Here is a 16,483-nt window from a genome sequence, read left to right on the forward strand (position 1 = left end):
GCGGCTCCTTTCTCCAGCCCTAGAATAATCCGTACTCCTTGTTAAACAGCTTGGACAGCTTGTTCGTGCCCAGGATCAGCACGAAGCCGACTGCCGATTGGAATACGCCGACGGCGGCGCTCATCGCGAAATCGCCGTTCACGGTCAAGGCCCGGAATACATAGGTGTCCAGCACGTCAGTGACCGGGAATAGCGCGCTTACATTACGCGGCACGAAGTAGAACAAGCCGAAATCGGCGCGCATAATATGTCCGATGGCGAGAATCGTCAGCATCACCATCATCGGCGCAAGAAACGGAATCGAGATATGGCGAACAGATTGCAAACGAGTGGCGCCGTCTATCTCGGCCGCCTCGAACAATTCCTTGTCAATGCTCATCAGAGCCGAATAATAGATGAGACTGCTGAAGCCCGTTCCCTTCCATACCGCGACAAGCGGCAAAATAATGAGCCAGTACCATGGCTCGGAATAGAAGCCTACTTCATAGCCTGTAACCTTGCGAATGATGGTCGTCAGCATGCCGGTTGACGGATTGAGAAGCGTAGTCAGCATCAAGCCGACGAGCACCCAGGAGAAGAAGTAGGGGAAGAACATGACCGATTGATACACCTTAAGCGCCTTGCGCGCAGTCACCTCATAGAGCAGCAGCGCGAAGAAGACGCCGGCGATCAGTTCTACCACAATAAGGAGCGCGTTAAGTCCGAGCGTATTCCTCAGAATTCTCCAGGCATCCGAGGATTGGAAGAAAAATGTGAAATTGTCGAAGCCGTTCCAATGGCTTCCGACAATGCCTTGCGACGGCACGTAATCCTTGAAGGCCATAATAATGCCGATCATGGGGAGATACGCGAACACAAAAATTTTCACGATTGCCGGCAAGGCCATGGCTATTAATTGCCAATGACTTCCGAGCGGGTTCCGTCTCTTCCGCAGCATGCCCCTGTTCATAGTCGATTGCACTCCTTTTTTTCGCAATGCGATGCTCTCTTGGTTTACGGCCTAAGTATATACAGCCGCCCTTTACGCTGAATAGTGCAATAACGTCCAAAGCGGCTTCAATTATGGCGACTTCCGAGGATCGTCCGCGTTTGAAGCCCGCAGCTTCGCTTTACCGAAGACGAAAACGTCCGATCAGCCTTGAGAAAGGCCAATCGGACGTTTCGTAACGCCAGGAATTCCGAAACAACCATCAGAGCTGCTCCGAGCTCGACAAGCTTCTGAATTCGTTGGGCGTAATTCCGTTATATTTTTTGAACAAGGTATAGAAGTAATTAATGTTCAGGAAACCGCTGTTCATCGCCGCTTCCTGTACGGTCGTTTCCTCGTTCTCCAGCAGAAGCTTGGCGCGGTCCAGGCGGAATCGCGTAATATATTCTCCGAGCGATTCGCCGGAAGCCTTCAGATACAAGGTGCGCAAATATTTGGCAGACAGCTCGAAATGCTGCGCGATCATCTCCGGATTCAAATTCGGATCGGCGAAATCACGCTCCACAATTGCGTTCACCTGACTCAAAATATCACTGTATCGCTCATAATTCTTAATCGTCTTCTGAGAACGGGCGACAACCTCCAGCAAGCCCTCGAATTGCTCGTTCAACTGCTGGATTAACTCGTGAAGCGACTCCAGCCTGGTTACGCGGCCGGCAATTTCGATAAAGGGGCCGTAGTGAATTTCTCCCGCGAGAAGCGGATATTTCTGCATGCCTTCCTTCAAGGAGAACGCCAGCCGCAGCACGGTCGATTGCAAGGAAGCCACGGAGTAGCCGCGAGTGCTCTCGATCAATTGATCGACGCTGCTTCGGACGGAGTCTCCGTTCCCTTCCAGGAGTGCTTCGATAATCTCGGACACGATCGATTCGGGGAACGCGTACTCCTTCTTCTTCAGCTCCTTCACGCCGGATACATAGATCAGCGATTGCGGTCCGCGGAACAGCCTATATTCGAGCGCTTCCTTGCAGGAAACCACGCTGCCGGGAATCTCCGATATTTCCTCCAGTCCTTCTCCGATCGACGCGGAGAGCGACACGCCCAGAAATTCCGCAACCTTGGCTTGTATGTTCTTGACGAGCTCCTCCAGCTTGACCGCAAGCTCCTCCTCATCCCCCCTGTTCAAATTAAGCAGCAAGGCGAGAGAACCATCTCCCAGATCGACCGACTCGTTAACAAAATAATCTCTTGTCAGCTCTCCCATCACATTCATCATGCCGTATGACAGCAGAGCGCGATCTTCAAGCGAATACTGCTCGCTGTAGCTTGAATAACCGTCTATTCGGAAGACAATGGCCAGAAAGCCCGATTCAAGCTCAAAGCCGATTCCATAGCGGGTGAGCCGCTTCCGCAGCAGACTGTCCTCCAGCTTTCTTGTCGCCAGCATCCGCAAGAATTGCTGCTTCTTCTCGAAGCCCGCATTCTTCTCATGATCGAATTTGTTCTGAAGCTCCCGGATTTTGCTGCTGAACAAGCCGTAGACGAATTTGGAGATATACATGACCGCCAGCACCGACAGAAGCGTGACGACCACGAATATGACCAGCGTCCATGCCAACAATTGCTTCAGTTTGCCCGATACGGTCTCGTAAGGGGTGAATTTAATATATTTCCAATCCAGAATCGGGGAGGAGACATAGGTAATCAAATATTTGGCCCCCTCAAGCGTTCGGATAAAATAATCGGAGGGCACGCTCTGATCGAGAATATCGCCAAAGCCCTCATCGTTTCCAATCGTATCCAAATAACCGTATTGCTCATTACCCAGCACGACAAGGCCTGTTGAATCCACAACCAGCGTATTGTCGCTCATCCGCGGATCCATGGCCGAAATCGTGTTCTTCAGCCAGCCTTGCGACACATTCAGAATAATCGCGTTGTCAATCGGGGCCGAGCTGCCATCGTAAAAAATGAACGTATAGACATCGTCGGATTCGCCCCCCTCGCCCGGAGGCTGCGTATATCGGATCGTGGCGGGGATACGACGTGCGATCGGCCGCAAATTCGGAACGTCGCCCCCCTCCAGCCTGCTGATGATATCCTGATCAGGAAACGAATCGACGGGAAATGCCGCATTCTCATAATAAACCTGCTTTGCCCGTTTATTATAAATATAAATCGAATTCAAGAAGGGGAGATTAATATTCTCCACCCCAACCTGGTTGAGCAAGGAAGCTAACTCAAGCTGGTCCATCCCCGTTTGGCTCATCAGCTTCAGCACGGAAGGATTGCCGTAGAGCTGCATCAATGTCATCTTCGCCGCCTCGAACATGAAGCTCGTGCTGTAGCTGATCTGGGACAACTCCTCCGCTGTATAGGTCTGCACCTGCTTGACGGAATGCCGCTCGTACTTCACATACATGGATGTGGACAAAGCGATATTAGCCGCCAGAACGATAGCGACGAAGGAGAGAAATATTTTGAAATAGCTGAGCATGGCGCCTCTTTTTCTTCGGCCGATGAACGTGAACATGATGCACCCCCTATAGGTATGAACGGGAAAATCCAAATCCTCCCGGGGGATGAGAGCACTCTCATTCCCGAGAAGATTTGGATGCAGCAATGCGCTTGCTTTATTTTACACGAGAATCCATCAGGACTTCGAAGCCATGAATTCGTCGATTTGACGCTGCTTCTCCGCAATGACCTTCTCCACTCCGGCCGTCTTCAGCTTCGCCAGAAATTCATTGTATTTCTTCTCCGTGTCGTCGCCGAACATGCCGGTATTGAACGCCGCTTTGTATTCATTGACGATCGCCGAGCAGTTGGCGGCTTCCGCCTTCACGCTGTCCGGATCGAAGCTGAAGCCGAATAGCTTGGACATCTTCGCCGATTCGTTCAGCGCTTTCGTCTGCTCCCATACATCATCAGGCTGCGTGCCGCTGACGAAGGAGTTGAACTGATTGCCATACATCCATGCCGGAGCCGGTCCATACTGAGAACCTTCCAAAGATTCAATGCGATTGTCGCCGATCTTCTTGTAATCAACGCCCTCAATACCCCACACCATCAAGTTGTACAGCTCTTTGTCCGTGTTGAGAAGTTCAATTACCATCAATGCCCGCTCGGGATGCTTCGAGGTGGAGGAGATCGCCGTCATTGTTGCGATAGCGTTAGGCGAGGTCAACAACGGATCGCCGAGCGGAATAATATATTGTTCAGCCTTGTACGTTCGAGCGACTGACTGCTCGATGCCCGGCATCAACGTGGCCACGGGAGCCGCCGCGTATTTCGCCGCGTCGAACGTCGGTCTTGTCAATGCGTCCTTGGCGATCAATCCTTTCTTCTGGAATTCGCTGAGCGTCAAGACGAAATCCTTAAATTCAGGCGTATCGTATTCATTAAATACTTGAGGATGCTCCTCCATCGACTTGGCTACGCCCGGGACGTCGATGCCGCCAATATTTTCCCACTCGAACGATGGGAAGAAATAGCTGAATACCTGGTTTTTAAGTTGGGCGTTATACAATTGATCCGTTTCCTCGGCCGGTTCTCCCGCCTTCACCTTCTCCAGGAAAGGAATCAGATCAGCCAGCTTTTTCACGCTTGTCGGATCGAAGCTGTATTTGTCCGCCAACGCTTTATTGATGTTGAAGCCTGATTGGCGGGCGAATATCTGTTGGTTGATGCTGGCATAGATTTTGCCGTCTACTCTGGCGGCATCCCAAATTTCCGGCTTCATCGAAGCGTAGGTTCCCGGAGCGTACTTTGGCAACAGCTCGGTCAGGTCCACGAACGAGCCCTTCGTCGCATGCTCAAAGTAATTCAAGTAATACGGCGAAGTGAAGGCCAGATCGAATTCTTCGCGGGCATTGACCATAATCGTCATCTTCTGCGTATAATCGCCATTATTCGGCACCTTGATGAATTCAACCGTCGTATTGATCTTTTCTTTCAGTATTTTGTTCATTTCCGCGAATACGGCATCGTCGCCAGGCTTCACGCCGCCGAAGAAGTAATACTTCAGCTTAACGGGCTCAAGCTCTTCCTTCTGATCGCCTGCGGTTGCCGAAGGCGTCGAAGACGAATTGGATGATGCAGGCTCATTATTGTTGTTCTTCCCTGCATTCGAGCAGCCTGCCAACAGAATGGCAAGCAACAAAGAGAGGATTGCGGATAATCGGACAGCTTTCTTCATCATTGCATAGGACCCCATTTCTCCAGTTGAATGTTCCAGCTTTGTTCTACGTTGCAGCGCTTACAAAACGGTTCCTCTCGGCAGCGCCTCGCCATGGCTGGACAATTCGAAGTATATAGCAGTCGGCAGCCCTTCAAATACTGCAATATCGTCCGAACGGGCTTTAAAAACGGCATTTCTCCTCTATTATCCGATTTTGCAGTCCATTGGACAATGGTAAATGCCATCCATCGCCAGCGGGACCTCAGAATCGTCAGAATAACATCTTCAAGCAGTCAGACTAATTTAAACGGACCTGACAGACCTTATTCGGCTAAAATACGGGGATTTTCCATTTTGGCGGACATGACAGACCTTATTGTGTGGGAAACACTCTTGTTTTCCTCGATTTGTTACAAATAAGAACGCTGGTGTCCGTTAGAACGGCTAATGATGTATATTTGATGCGTTTAAGAGCACTGGTGTCCGTTAGCATTATGAGAAATCCTCTACCCTCGGCCTTTCAGAGATGAGCGACCTAAAGCTTTGCGGAGCAAAGCAGCTTCGTAAGCAAGAGGCAGGATTTATCGCCAAATAGAATTTCCGTTTTCGAATGCTCGAAAACTTATAAATTTGTGGTAAACAAGGAAGAAGCCCGCATACTTGCTGCGGGCTTCTTCCTTGTTTCTTGAGTGCATCCGGGTATATTTTCAATTTAATGGATTAAATATCCTGCTGATAGATTTACGTTATTTACCTTGGTCAGCTTAGCATGACGCTTCTCCTGCTACAAATAGCGAAACAGGAAATGAAGAGGCTCGTCCTCGGGATTAAACTCATGCGCGCCTTCGAACACGACTGCCTGGAAGCGATCTCCAAGCCCCAGCCGATCGTAGTGGAGGCCCGCTCGCGCGCTCTCTTCGATAAATCCCTGCGCATGGAACAGCTCGTCTCTCGAACCGCCTTCCATATAAAGCGGTCTCGGGCAAATGAGCCCGCATACCTCCGCATCGAGGAAGCGATTGCCGGAATCTGTCCATGTCCAGTCTGAACGCCCGTAAGCCATTCGATCGTTCAAAAAGCATGAGACAACCGCCACGGTTATTCTTGTGTCGAGCGCTGCCGTGAACAACGTATAGAATCCGCCATAAGAAAGCCCAACCATGCCAACCCGCTCCCCGTCAATATCGGGCCGCCGCAGCAAATGATCCAGACTGCCGCGAAGCTTATGCACCTCAATCGCCGTAATAGAGCTGCCTAGCTGCTTCAGTTGCACATCAATCTGCTTGCGATCGAAGCCGGGGCCGAATCGTTCCGATTCCCACAGCAGCAGCTGGGGAGCGAATACGGCCGCTCCCCTGCGCAGAATTCTGCGCGTCATATCATTGTAGTTCTCCGAGCCGAAAAAGTCAGCCGCAAGCTCCGGCGTGCCTTGTCCCCCATGCTGGGAGATGACGAGGGGGAAGGGCCCTTCTCCCTTTGGGAGAAAGAACAAACCATAAGCCGTAAGCCCCGCCGATACCGGAATCTCCACCCGGTAAATCTCGCCAAGCCCATCCTCGGCGACCAGCGTATACTCCGATTCATGCAGTTCCCCGCGCTCCCCCTGTATGCTTGGCTCCCCCCAAGGAGAAATGAGCGGCAGTCCGAGCATCTCGGCGAAATCCTCGCGATACCGCTCTATGCTGGAAGCATACGCACGGATATCTGCATAATTCGGAGCGAAATAGCTCCTTCGTCGCGAATCCGACAGCTTCTGCAGCTCCCCAATCCAGGCTTCCAACTCTGCATGCTGCTTCTCGCGATGCGAATTGCCGGCGTCATCTCGCTCATGGTAGAGATCTTCAATTCCATTCAGCATAAATCATTTCTTCCTCTCTTCCACCCGAATACCCTTGCCGAAAGCAGGCTTAGCTGCCTTCCCCTTCTACCAACAGATTATTGTAAGAATACGCGCCCGTTCTCGTCTTCCACAGCACATACTCCGCTCTGGAGAAGTTTGCGGCCAGCTCGTTCTGCATAGCCTGCTCTTCCAAAGTCCAAACGCGATTCTCGCCTTCAAGCTCCCGCACCTCGGCGCTGACCGTATGATTATCGAAATCCAGATGAAGCGTTACTCCATACCACATATCCTCCAGCATATGCGCGCTGTCTACCAAGGTATAGCTGCTATCCAGCGTGAAGCGCAGCGTGCTGTCCACTATAATCGTCGCGATCACTTTGCCGGTCGTATCGCGAAGGTTGACGAAGCTCTGCGGACTCTCGATCCCGCTTTCCTTCTTCACCTGATACGAGACGCTTACTTGTCCGGCGATGCCAGCCGCGCTGTAGATCTTCGAAAGCGTCGACGTGGCTGCGTCAGTCGTGGAAGTTTTGTAAAGATGCAAGCTCTTGTCTGCCTCGGTAGGCGATTCCTGGATAGTAAAGTATCCAAGATCCGATGGCGTCACGATATAGCCCGACGTTCCTCCAATCATGCCGTCCGCATAAGCGTCGAAGCTCTCGTAGAGGCCTCCCGCCGCCAGAGCGGACACGAGGATCGACTTCTCGGCAGGAGCGGTGACCACCTCAAGCTCATCCCTATCCGTCAAGGAAATCCCGGTCAGTTCAATATCGGATGAGGCTGCCGCAGTTTTCGCCTTGAAGGTCGCCGCGAACAAACGGATGGCGTCATAGCCGCTTAGCTCTGTTCCCGTTCCCGTGAATTCCAGTTGAACCGTGCCGTACACGGCCTCGGTTACCGCTATGGACATGCCGTCCGCTAAAGACGACACCGCCTCCAATTCGAACGTATCAGGATCGTATGTGAATTCGGCATGCTCCAGCGTCAACGCGCTGTTCGGGATAACCGAGCCGGTCAATGTCACATTCTCATCTGTAATCGCTCGATCTGTTCCGTCAAGAGAAGCTGATGGCGCTTCCGGAATCGGCCATTCATCCTCTCCGGGGAGATCGAGATCAGTCTCGCTCAGAGTGATGCTGCCCGATCTGGCGTACAAGCCGAAATACCCGTCTTCGGTGATGCGCTCCGCGCTTGCATCAAGATAAGTGAATACATTCTCTCCGTCAACATTGAGAATAATTCGAACGCCTCCCGCTTCGGTCACGGCTCCAGCCTGAACGAAATGCGTCTCATGGAACGGAATCGACGTATTGGGGTAGGACGCTGCTCCCAAACTGTCGAAGCCGGCAATTTCTCCGAAAAACACCGTTCGGTCTCCTCCTGAGAATCGGTGCAATTCAATAATGTTCGCTTTAAAGCAAATCATATAGAGACTATTATCTGATGCCGTGAAATCCTTATCCGCCTTCTGGCTTCGAAGCACAATGGAAGGCCAGCCGCCGGTCGCATTGATCTTCATGTTCATGGATAACAGCTCGTCCCCGAAGGTTTGATCCTCATACATCGCGTAACCGCTGCCCGGCGTATTGATATCCAGCTGCCCTTCGCCCGGTGTGATGGTGCCGCTTGCCAGTCTGGAATACCAATTTCTCGGATCCCGGATCGCTTTATTAAGCGAATAAGCAGGGAAGGTCAAGCTGTCCTCATCGCTGAAATCCACAACATTGATCTCGATCTCCTTGCTGACCGCGACGCCGTTTAACGAAGTTGTGAAGGTCAGATCCGCTGTGCCGGACGCAAGCGTCGTCATCAATCCGTATACGACCGATGTAACGGAAGGATTGCTGCTTGTCACTGACACGTCTCCTCCCCCGATAATCTGGCCGTTTCGGGTAATCCCGCGCGCGACCAATTGCCGGGAGCTGCCTGGCACGAAGGTCATACTCTCCGGCATAACATGCTTGACATTCTCGAGCGCATAATACACCTCGATATCGTCTAGCTCATCATCCACGTAAACCTCAATGGTTTTCTGCAGCAGGCGGTTATGGAAATAAATATAGAGCACAACCTGGGTATGCCCGGAATCGACCGCAGTAATAAGACCGCTTGAGTTAACCGTTGCGACCGCAGCGTCTCTGCTGGCATAATATGTTTGCGCAGATGAGAGATCAATCGACGCGCCGTGGCCGGTTTCGGCCTGAATGCTCAACGCGTAGGTATCCTCGGAAGTCAAATTTAGCGAAGCCGGCACATCGAGTATTTCAATATTGCCTTCCGCGATATCCTGATACGCCTCCTGCAAGCCTGCATTTGCGATAATCGCCTGCGCCTCCGTCGGCCATGCCGCGTTCGGGTAGATATGATCATTGGTTTTCACGATACTGTCGACCGAGCTCTTGTTCCAGAAGGAGGCAGTGGTGCTGTAATTGTCATTAAGTACGATATGATTCGTGTTAATGTTCGTAAACGCCCAATAGGTTTCATAGATATCGTCCCAGATCGGTATATCCTTAAGCTCGACGACATTCTGCTCTATTTTCCAATAATTCGAGGATTGATCCATGTAGATGGTTGCGTAGCGGTTCAACTGATCCTTGATATAGTTGCCGGAGATGAGATTGGGACTGGGCTCCGTTCCTCCCGTTACGCCGAAGGCGTAGATGGCCCCGCCGTCGAAGATGCCGTCTCCCATCAAGTGGTGGATGAAGTTGTCCTGCACCTTCGCATTCACCGTAGTCGTGACGGGCGCGTAGACGCTGCCAAAGAAGCTGATTCCGGAATAAGGAATGTTGAATATTTCATTATGCGAAATATCGATATCCATCGGGAAGGCGACGGTAACGGCCGTTGCGCTTTTGTACTCGACCGCTACATCATGAATATAATTGTTCAGAATATCATTGTTTTTCAAGATTTTCCGCGTATCCGTCGGGTTATAAACCTCTGCCGTCTTCTTAGAGGTGATGCCCGCATTAATGGCCGAACCGGAAATATCGTAGAAGCGGTTGCCTTCCACAAGGGTGTCCTGCACGCCTTCGAGCATATTGAGGCCCGTCCCTCCCAGGCGGGAGAAATCGCAGCGCTCGAAGGTAATATGCTGCGCATACTGCAATTGAACGGCAGCTTGGGGCAGCTCCAGCGTGCCTATTTTGTAATTATTCTGTTCATCGATCCAGCCTTCTTCGTCCGTCGGCTGCATCCATGTCGAATAAGCGAAGCCAATGCCCTCGAAGCGAATATGATTCGCGGGCGTATCCAGACTCCCCCCGTCAATGCCAAGCAGATTCTCAAGCACCGAGGCCGTCACGGTCGCGGTTGCCATGTTCTCGCCCGGACGCGGCTTGTAGTAGATCGTCTCGGCTGTGTCATCCAGGTACCACTCTCCCGGCTGGTCCAGGAATTCATACGCATTCTCCAGATACCATTGCTCCAAATGCGAACGATTCATCACCGATGGCCACAGCGCGGGATTCAACGTAATTTCCGCCTTGCCGGACAATTCGCCAATCGATTGCACGCGGATGCGCGGACTGGTCCAGGCGGCCTTGAACACGGCCTCTACGTCGCTTGGTTTGTCCAGACCGGCAAGCCAAGCGTCATCGCTTTCATAGCCGGAAGCGTTCTTAACTCCATTGGTCAAGCCGCCCTCCATTCTAGCTCTGACGGCTCGATTCCCATTCACATACAATTGCCTCGTCTCCAGATCCTCCGCCGAAGCCGCATAGATATCGTTGACTGCATCATAGAGCGTCCACCCGCTAATGTCGCGACCGCCCTCTATAACCGGCTTCTCGTCTTCGTACGCCCGATAAATAACGGAATAGCCCTCCGTGCCGGAATCGGCTTCGTCAAGCTGCCAGGCAGAGTCTAGCGTATAGCTCCCTCCTCGAAGGTACACGACGATGTCGCCCGTCATCTCGTCGTTGACGGAACGAACCGTCAGCTGCGCTTTCTGCAAAGTGGCGAACGGCAGCGCTTCGGTTCCCGGGTTGTCGTCATCGCCATCCGGCGATACATAGTAGGCGGTCTGAATGCCGCTTTCCATCGGGTCAAGCTCGTCCCCGAAAACCGCTCCAGCCGGGATATTCATCAGCCACACTGTCAAACAAGCTGCCAATAGCGCAGCCGTGAAGCTCTTGCTTCTCCTCTTCATTACATATCCTCCCTGCAAAATGTATTCGCTTTCAATTGTTCCGTCCTTTTGCCCCCCTTCAACGTTAAGAGAGGAAGATTCGTCTGTTGGAACGAAGAACTTCCTCTCTGTGTGGAATAGCTCACGGATTTTATCAATTGAAAAGCAACATCAGTATAGTTTACTGTTCATTGGGAGAATACTTCAACATAAGCCAATTTCACTTTGAAATCGGCTCATAAGCGAGATTCAGCCGAAATTGGAGTTCGGCCAGCTTCATCAAACATTCAAGCAAGCTGTATTACATATAGTGAATGCTTACTAGCATCGAGCGCCCGCTGCTATGATTTCGCCAATGCCGCGTAGAGCTGTGCCAGCAAGCCCATTCCCATCTGGGACAGCACGCGATAATCACTGCGCTGCAGCGCTTCTCCGCCGCGATTGCTCTGAGCCACGCCGGGCAACAGCCCATCTGGCGTCAGCCTTTGCAGCAGGGCATCGTATGTACGCTCTGCTGCCTCGCGAGCCTCCGATTGCAGCCATCCTTGCCCGACGCCCATGACGAGTGCCGCGGCAATGCCGGCGGAGCCCGATGTATCGGCCTCTACACTTGGCTCATCGAGGAAATTCGCCCACAGCCCATCAGGCAGCTGATGCTTCAGGGCAATGTCAGCAATGCGGCGAAACTCCTCCCGCAGCTCCGCCATCTCAGTTGCCGCCTGGTCCGCTCGATTCGCTTGCCCGGCGGCCACCAGTTTGTTCTGTTCGACCAGACCCTCCAGCTCCGTGAGCGTATGCGCCAGTCCGAGCATATACCAGGCAAAAGCTCTCGCCCAATTGCGGAACGTTCGAGTAACCTGCCCGTTCTTCTGTGTATAGCGCAAATACAGATCATTATCAATTGGCAGTCTGTCGCGGCGAAGCAGCAATTGCTTCCGCGCCAGCTCCGCAAGCTTCTCGTCCCGACGCTGCCTGGCTAATACAGCAATCGGATACGCAACCGTATAAGAGCCTTCAGCCGACAACGTATCGCCATCTTGAATAACGCCATCCTCCTGCGTATGCTCCTTCCAGAACGATAGCGCCACATCAAGCGTTGGATGATCGGGCCACAGCTTCGCAATGACAGCGAATGGGAGTGTGCATTCGATACCGTTAATCATCCCATCAACAGGCTCGCTTCTCGGATTTTCATAGACGAGCCTCATGGACTCATCAAAGAAAAGGCCAAGCTGTCTCTCGAGCACTTCTCGAGGAGTCGGTCCTGCCGGACAAACTATGCTCTTCCGCTTGCTAATCGCCCATAAGCCATCCCATACGCACCCGCCCATCCAGGAAAACTCCTGCACGGAATCAAGGGACAGGAAGCGTTTGAGGAATTGCTCTGCTTTATCGATTTCCTGCTCCGATTCGCCGTATCCATATAGCAAATGCGGCACGAATAGCGTCGAGGGACTGGCAGCATGCTGCTCAAAGAACACCCACAATGGCTCATGGCCTTCCGTCATCCGCAACTCGATGCCTTCCTGTCTTGCAAGCTCCGCTTCCTCCAAGCTTAACTCCAACTGGAAGGGTTGGAACAAATAAGCATACCGGATTCGAAAGCTGCCGATGATTCGTCCGCTCGAAGCCAGCCGCGCCTCCACCCGCTTCTCCTCACGCACATCAAGCGCCACGGTTATGCGAAGATACACCGGACCAGTGACGGATGCCGCACTTTCCGGCTCCTTCGCCAAATGCATCTTAGCAGGCTTGCCTTCATTTGTCGGGGGCACGGCGAACGCTTGCCAGCCGAACGGGAGCCTCTTCCCCTCGGGCACCTGCCTTGCGGGAGACTCTACTCGCTCGGTGTATACATACGTATGTTCAATCAAGGTATCCATCCTCCTTGCTTTTCTGCAGATCATGCTCATTCTCAAGAAACGGAGCCCGCGCTCCAACTCAAATCCAAATATACAATTCCTCGTCCTCGCGACTTAATTCATAGCCGCGCAATTTCACGGAGGAATCGGCGAGAAGCTCCCCCGTCTTCAGATCGAATTCCCAGTTATGCCAAGGACAGCGCACAATCTCGCCCTCCTTGCCATAATCGTACTCATACACCTGGGATGGAAGCATCGTCCCGCAAACCGTGCCCGCGCAGAGCGGAGCGGCGGCATGAGGGCATCTGTTGTTCCATGCATAGTAATTTTCTCCAACCTTGAAGAGCGCGATTTGAATATTTTTCACGCTTACGACCTGTACCGCATGATTTCCGAAGCTATTTGTTGTTGCCGCAAAATATTTCGTCTTCATCAGACATCCGCCCCCCGCGCTTTCGGCTTCTCTGTCAAACCATACAATTGAATCGCATTATCCGCAAATATGCGCTCGCGCAGCTCGCGGCGGACGCCTCTTAGCGCAACCTGAGGGTTATCGAAATCCCAGTGCGGGTAATCCGACGAGAACATAACCATGTGATCGCCATCGATCATATCGAAGATTTGATTCAAGTGTTCCGGCTTATCCGGCTCCTCGATCGGCTGCGTCGTCAGCAAAACATGCTCGCGGATATAATCCGAAGGCCTGTGCTTCAGCCATGGTGCTTGATCGCGCAACCCTTTGAAGTTTTTATCCATGCGCCACATCAGATGCGGCATCCAGGCGATCCCGCCTTCAATCGCAACGAACTTCAGACCGGGAAACTTCTCGAATACCCCTTCGCACACGAGGCTGTTCACATGCGCCATATAGTTAATGGGAATAATATTATGCCACTCGAAATATCGCGTCGGATGACCCGAAGGCGTTGGAGGGCCTGCATTTCCCCTGCCCTCCGTTCCCGGATGCACCGCAACGGGAAGACCATGCCGCTCCGCCGCTTCATAGATGGGATGGAACATCCGCTGTCCGAACAAATTGCGCGAGCCGCTGCACATAATAACCTGCACCATGTCCGGATGCGATCCCATACGCTCGATTTCCTTCACCGCTGCTGCCGGATCGGAATGATTGATGAGAATGGAGCCCTTATACTGCGGGCTTGCCTTCAGCCAAGTATCCGCCAGCCAGTCATTATAAGCGGATGCGATAACATTGCCGTAATCGGGATCGGATACGAGAGAGATGCCCAGAATACCCGATCCTGTAAGAATTGCATAGTCGATGCCGTAAGGATCCAGATGATGCTTTTTCAAATAATGCGGATCGCTTCCCGCAGGTCCTCCGTCCTCCGTCTTCGCATCCCTTCGCGCAACGCTGTGAGCGCCCGTTCCGAGATATCCCCCTCCATATCCCGCTCCATAGGCCCGCCATGCTTGTTGATACGCCTTCGGCAAATAGGGAAGCAAGTCATCCTTGCTTCCCATACTATTGTGAACATCCGCATCGATCAATGTTGGTTTCGTACTCGGCATCTCCATCATCATCGTTCCCACTCCTCGCAAAACAGATTTCCTTCAGCATAGGACAACGAGTCGGAGGAGTCGATGCATGATCTATCGTTTTTGGACGATATTACGATTATTTGCAAATAATTTGTAGGTTGGAATACTGGATAACTTGTATAAAAACAGCTATGATGAGGACAAACAATGTCTGGTGCGCATTTCGCATTTCGAATATTTTACCGATTGTATTAAGAGAGGGTGTTCGCCGCCATGGAGTTTGTCATGCTTAATCCCCCACGCCAGATTTCGCAAGATTGGAAGCTTGGTCCATCGCCTACCGCGACCTATATTCTCGCTTTGGTGACCGACGGCAATCTCATCTACCAATTCCAGCAGGGGTCGATGCATTTGGCAGGAGGCGATCTCTTGTTCATGCCGCAGCATTTGCTTCGTTCAGCCCGTTCCTGTCCTCCAGGTTTCCATAAAATGTATTCCGCCCATTTCCATCCCGATGACCGGGAAGCAGCGCTCCCCTTTCTTCACTACAAGGAGCCGAGGAAGCTGCGGCTGGACCGCTTCGAATATGTGCGAAGCCGCTTTGCGGCGCTCCATGACGCCTGGCAATCTCATGAACCGTTTCGCGATATGCTGTGTGAAGCTATTTTGCAAGAGATACTTATCGTGGTCAATCGGGAGCTTGAGCTGGATCGGCACGGGACCAGGAAGCGTCATACGATCCAGCAGCTTCAATCCTATATTCAAACGCATTATGGGGATAAAATTACCTTGGAGGAGCTTGCCCGGCTCGTCGGTCGGACGCCAAATTATATCTGCCACCTCTACAAGGAGATGACCGGGCAGACGCCGATTGAATATGTAAATCAAGTGCGCGTATCCGTCGCGCGCGAGCTATTGATGAGCACCGAGCTTGGCACGGCGGACATTGCCGAGAAAGTCGGCTTCTCCGATCCATACTATTTCGGCAAAGTATACAAGAAGATTACAGGCTTCCCGCCGAAGCGGTCTATGACAGAATAGGACTCGCCTCATCGGCTCAGATTTCACCTCTATGTATGCTGGGCGAAACTCTAACGAATCTTGGTAGCTCTGAATGCTCATTTATTGCAAAATTTGAAATCTAACGAAGAGCTTTGTTGCGATAACGTTGTGAATCTTCGTTAGACTATTGAAGAATCGTACTCTAGCCTTCCGTAATATCTGCCCTCAGAGCGCTCGCCACCTCAACCATTCGCGGCACGACCGCTTCGTTCGTCCCGAGCACGTACACATCTCCTCCATAATGCCGGAAGGGAATCTTCGCGTCTTCAAGGCTCCACATAAAGAAGTCGCCGTCGATTGTCATCGTTGTGCCTTCCTTGCCTTTTACCGTATATGCAGAGGTATATTCGAAGTCGGATTGCGCCGCAAAATACTGCTTGCATTCCTCCAATGTAATCTCTTTCTGCGATTGTTCAATTTGCTGGAATTCTCTCGTAACCCGATAGCGTTGCGCCATGCCGGATACCTCCATCTTTTTTTGTTTCATTATAGCACGCTCCCTCCATCGGGGCGCTTATCGCTTCCTGAACTTTATCCCCAACTTTACACATATTTTATCCACAACAGGCGGAATTCAACATTTATCGCGCTTTGTCAGAATCGTCCAATTGCAACGAATACGGCTAATGCCAGAAATACGAAATTCACGCCAATCTCCTTATACTCCTTGCGCGACACATGGAATAATACGCCCAGCAGCACGATTACAGCGAGTCCAGTTGAGGCAACAGGCGTTAAGTCAGGCGCTGCGCCCACCGCTTGCGGCAGAATCAGGCCAACCGCACCCAGGAGCTCCGCCAATCCGATTAGGATAACAAGCGCCTTCGGCACATCATTCACCCAGTGCCAAGCCGCTGCAGCCTTGTCCTGAAGGAACGCCTTCATCCAGCCAGAATACATAAATCCAACAGCCAGCAATCCTTGCACAATCCACAGAGCGATATTCATATGCTGCACAACTCCCTTTTTATTG

General features: G+C 52.0%; 11 protein-coding genes. 1 reads left to right on the plus strand and 10 read right to left on the minus strand.

What is annotated here, in order from left to right; genetic code table 11:
• Positions 1 to 19: 19 nt before the first annotated feature.
• The 8 genes from HFP08_RS20400 to HFP08_RS20435 all read right to left on the minus strand — a co-directional run bounded on the left by HFP08_RS20400 (position 20) and on the right by HFP08_RS20435 (position 14,490).
• On the minus strand, positions 20 to 949 hold the full coding sequence (locus HFP08_RS20400) for an ABC transporter permease (protein ID WP_240941619.1): 930 nt from the start codon (positions 947 to 949) through the stop codon (positions 20 to 22).
• Positions 950 to 1,190: 241 nt separating this feature from the next.
• Positions 1,191 to 3,461: an AraC family transcriptional regulator gene (locus HFP08_RS20405; protein WP_168122460.1), complete on the minus strand. Its 2,271-nt coding sequence runs from the start codon at positions 3,459 to 3,461 to the stop codon at positions 1,191 to 1,193.
• A 120-nt stretch (positions 3,462 to 3,581) separates the two neighbouring features.
• On the minus strand, positions 3,582 to 5,129 hold the full coding sequence (locus HFP08_RS20410) for an ABC transporter substrate-binding protein (RefSeq protein WP_168122461.1): 1,548 nt from the start codon (positions 5,127 to 5,129) through the stop codon (positions 3,582 to 3,584).
• A 763-nt stretch (positions 5,130 to 5,892) separates the two neighbouring features.
• Positions 5,893 to 6,966, minus strand: coding sequence for an alpha/beta hydrolase family protein (locus tag HFP08_RS20415; RefSeq protein ID WP_168122462.1), 1,074 nt, complete (start codon positions 6,964 to 6,966; stop codon positions 5,893 to 5,895).
• A gap of 49 nt (positions 6,967 to 7,015) precedes the next feature.
• Positions 7,016 to 11,104 carry a right-handed parallel beta-helix repeat-containing protein gene (locus HFP08_RS20420; RefSeq protein ID WP_168122463.1) on the minus strand — a complete coding sequence of 1,363 codons (4,089 nt, stop codon included), beginning with the start codon at positions 11,102 to 11,104 and terminating at the stop codon, positions 7,016 to 7,018.
• Between the two features lie 320 nt (positions 11,105 to 11,424).
• The gene (locus HFP08_RS20425; RefSeq protein WP_168122464.1) at positions 11,425 to 12,957 is read right to left on the minus strand and encodes a glycoside hydrolase family 88 protein; all 1,533 of its coding nucleotides are present in this window, start codon (positions 12,955 to 12,957) and stop codon (positions 11,425 to 11,427) included.
• 67 nt (positions 12,958 to 13,024) lie between these two features.
• Positions 13,025 to 13,378 carry a Rieske (2Fe-2S) protein gene (locus tag HFP08_RS20430; RefSeq protein WP_168122465.1) on the minus strand — a complete coding sequence of 118 codons (354 nt, stop codon included), beginning with the start codon at positions 13,376 to 13,378 and terminating at the stop codon, positions 13,025 to 13,027.
• Complete coding sequence (locus HFP08_RS20435) at positions 13,378 to 14,490, minus strand: amidohydrolase family protein (protein WP_481856589.1); 1,113 nt, start codon at positions 14,488 to 14,490, stop codon at positions 13,378 to 13,380. Before HFP08_RS20435 ends, HFP08_RS20430 begins: the two co-directional genes overlap by 1 nt.
• A 243-nt stretch (positions 14,491 to 14,733) precedes the next feature.
• On the opposite strand from HFP08_RS20435, the gene HFP08_RS20440 reads away from it, so the two are divergent.
• Positions 14,734 to 15,489: a helix-turn-helix transcriptional regulator gene (locus tag HFP08_RS20440; RefSeq protein ID WP_168122466.1), complete on the plus strand. Its 756-nt coding sequence runs from the start codon at positions 14,734 to 14,736 to the stop codon at positions 15,487 to 15,489.
• Between the two features lie 163 nt (positions 15,490 to 15,652).
• Here HFP08_RS20440 and HFP08_RS20445 read toward each other — a convergent pair whose 3' ends face one another.
• Together HFP08_RS20445 and HFP08_RS20450 are read right to left on the minus strand one after the other, a co-directional pair.
• Positions 15,653 to 15,967, minus strand: a complete 315-nt coding sequence (locus HFP08_RS20445) for a hypothetical protein (RefSeq protein WP_168122511.1) — start codon at positions 15,965 to 15,967, stop codon at positions 15,653 to 15,655.
• A 137-nt stretch (positions 15,968 to 16,104) separates the two neighbouring features.
• Entirely contained in the window at positions 16,105 to 16,458 is a 354-nt protein-coding gene (locus HFP08_RS20450) for a DoxX family protein (protein WP_168122467.1), read from the minus strand.
• Between the last annotated feature and the right edge of the window lie 25 nt (positions 16,459 to 16,483).

The sequence above is a fragment of the Paenibacillus sp. HB172176 genome (assembly GCF_011947265.1).
GTDB lineage: Bacteria > Bacillota > Bacilli > Paenibacillales > Paenibacillaceae > Pristimantibacillus.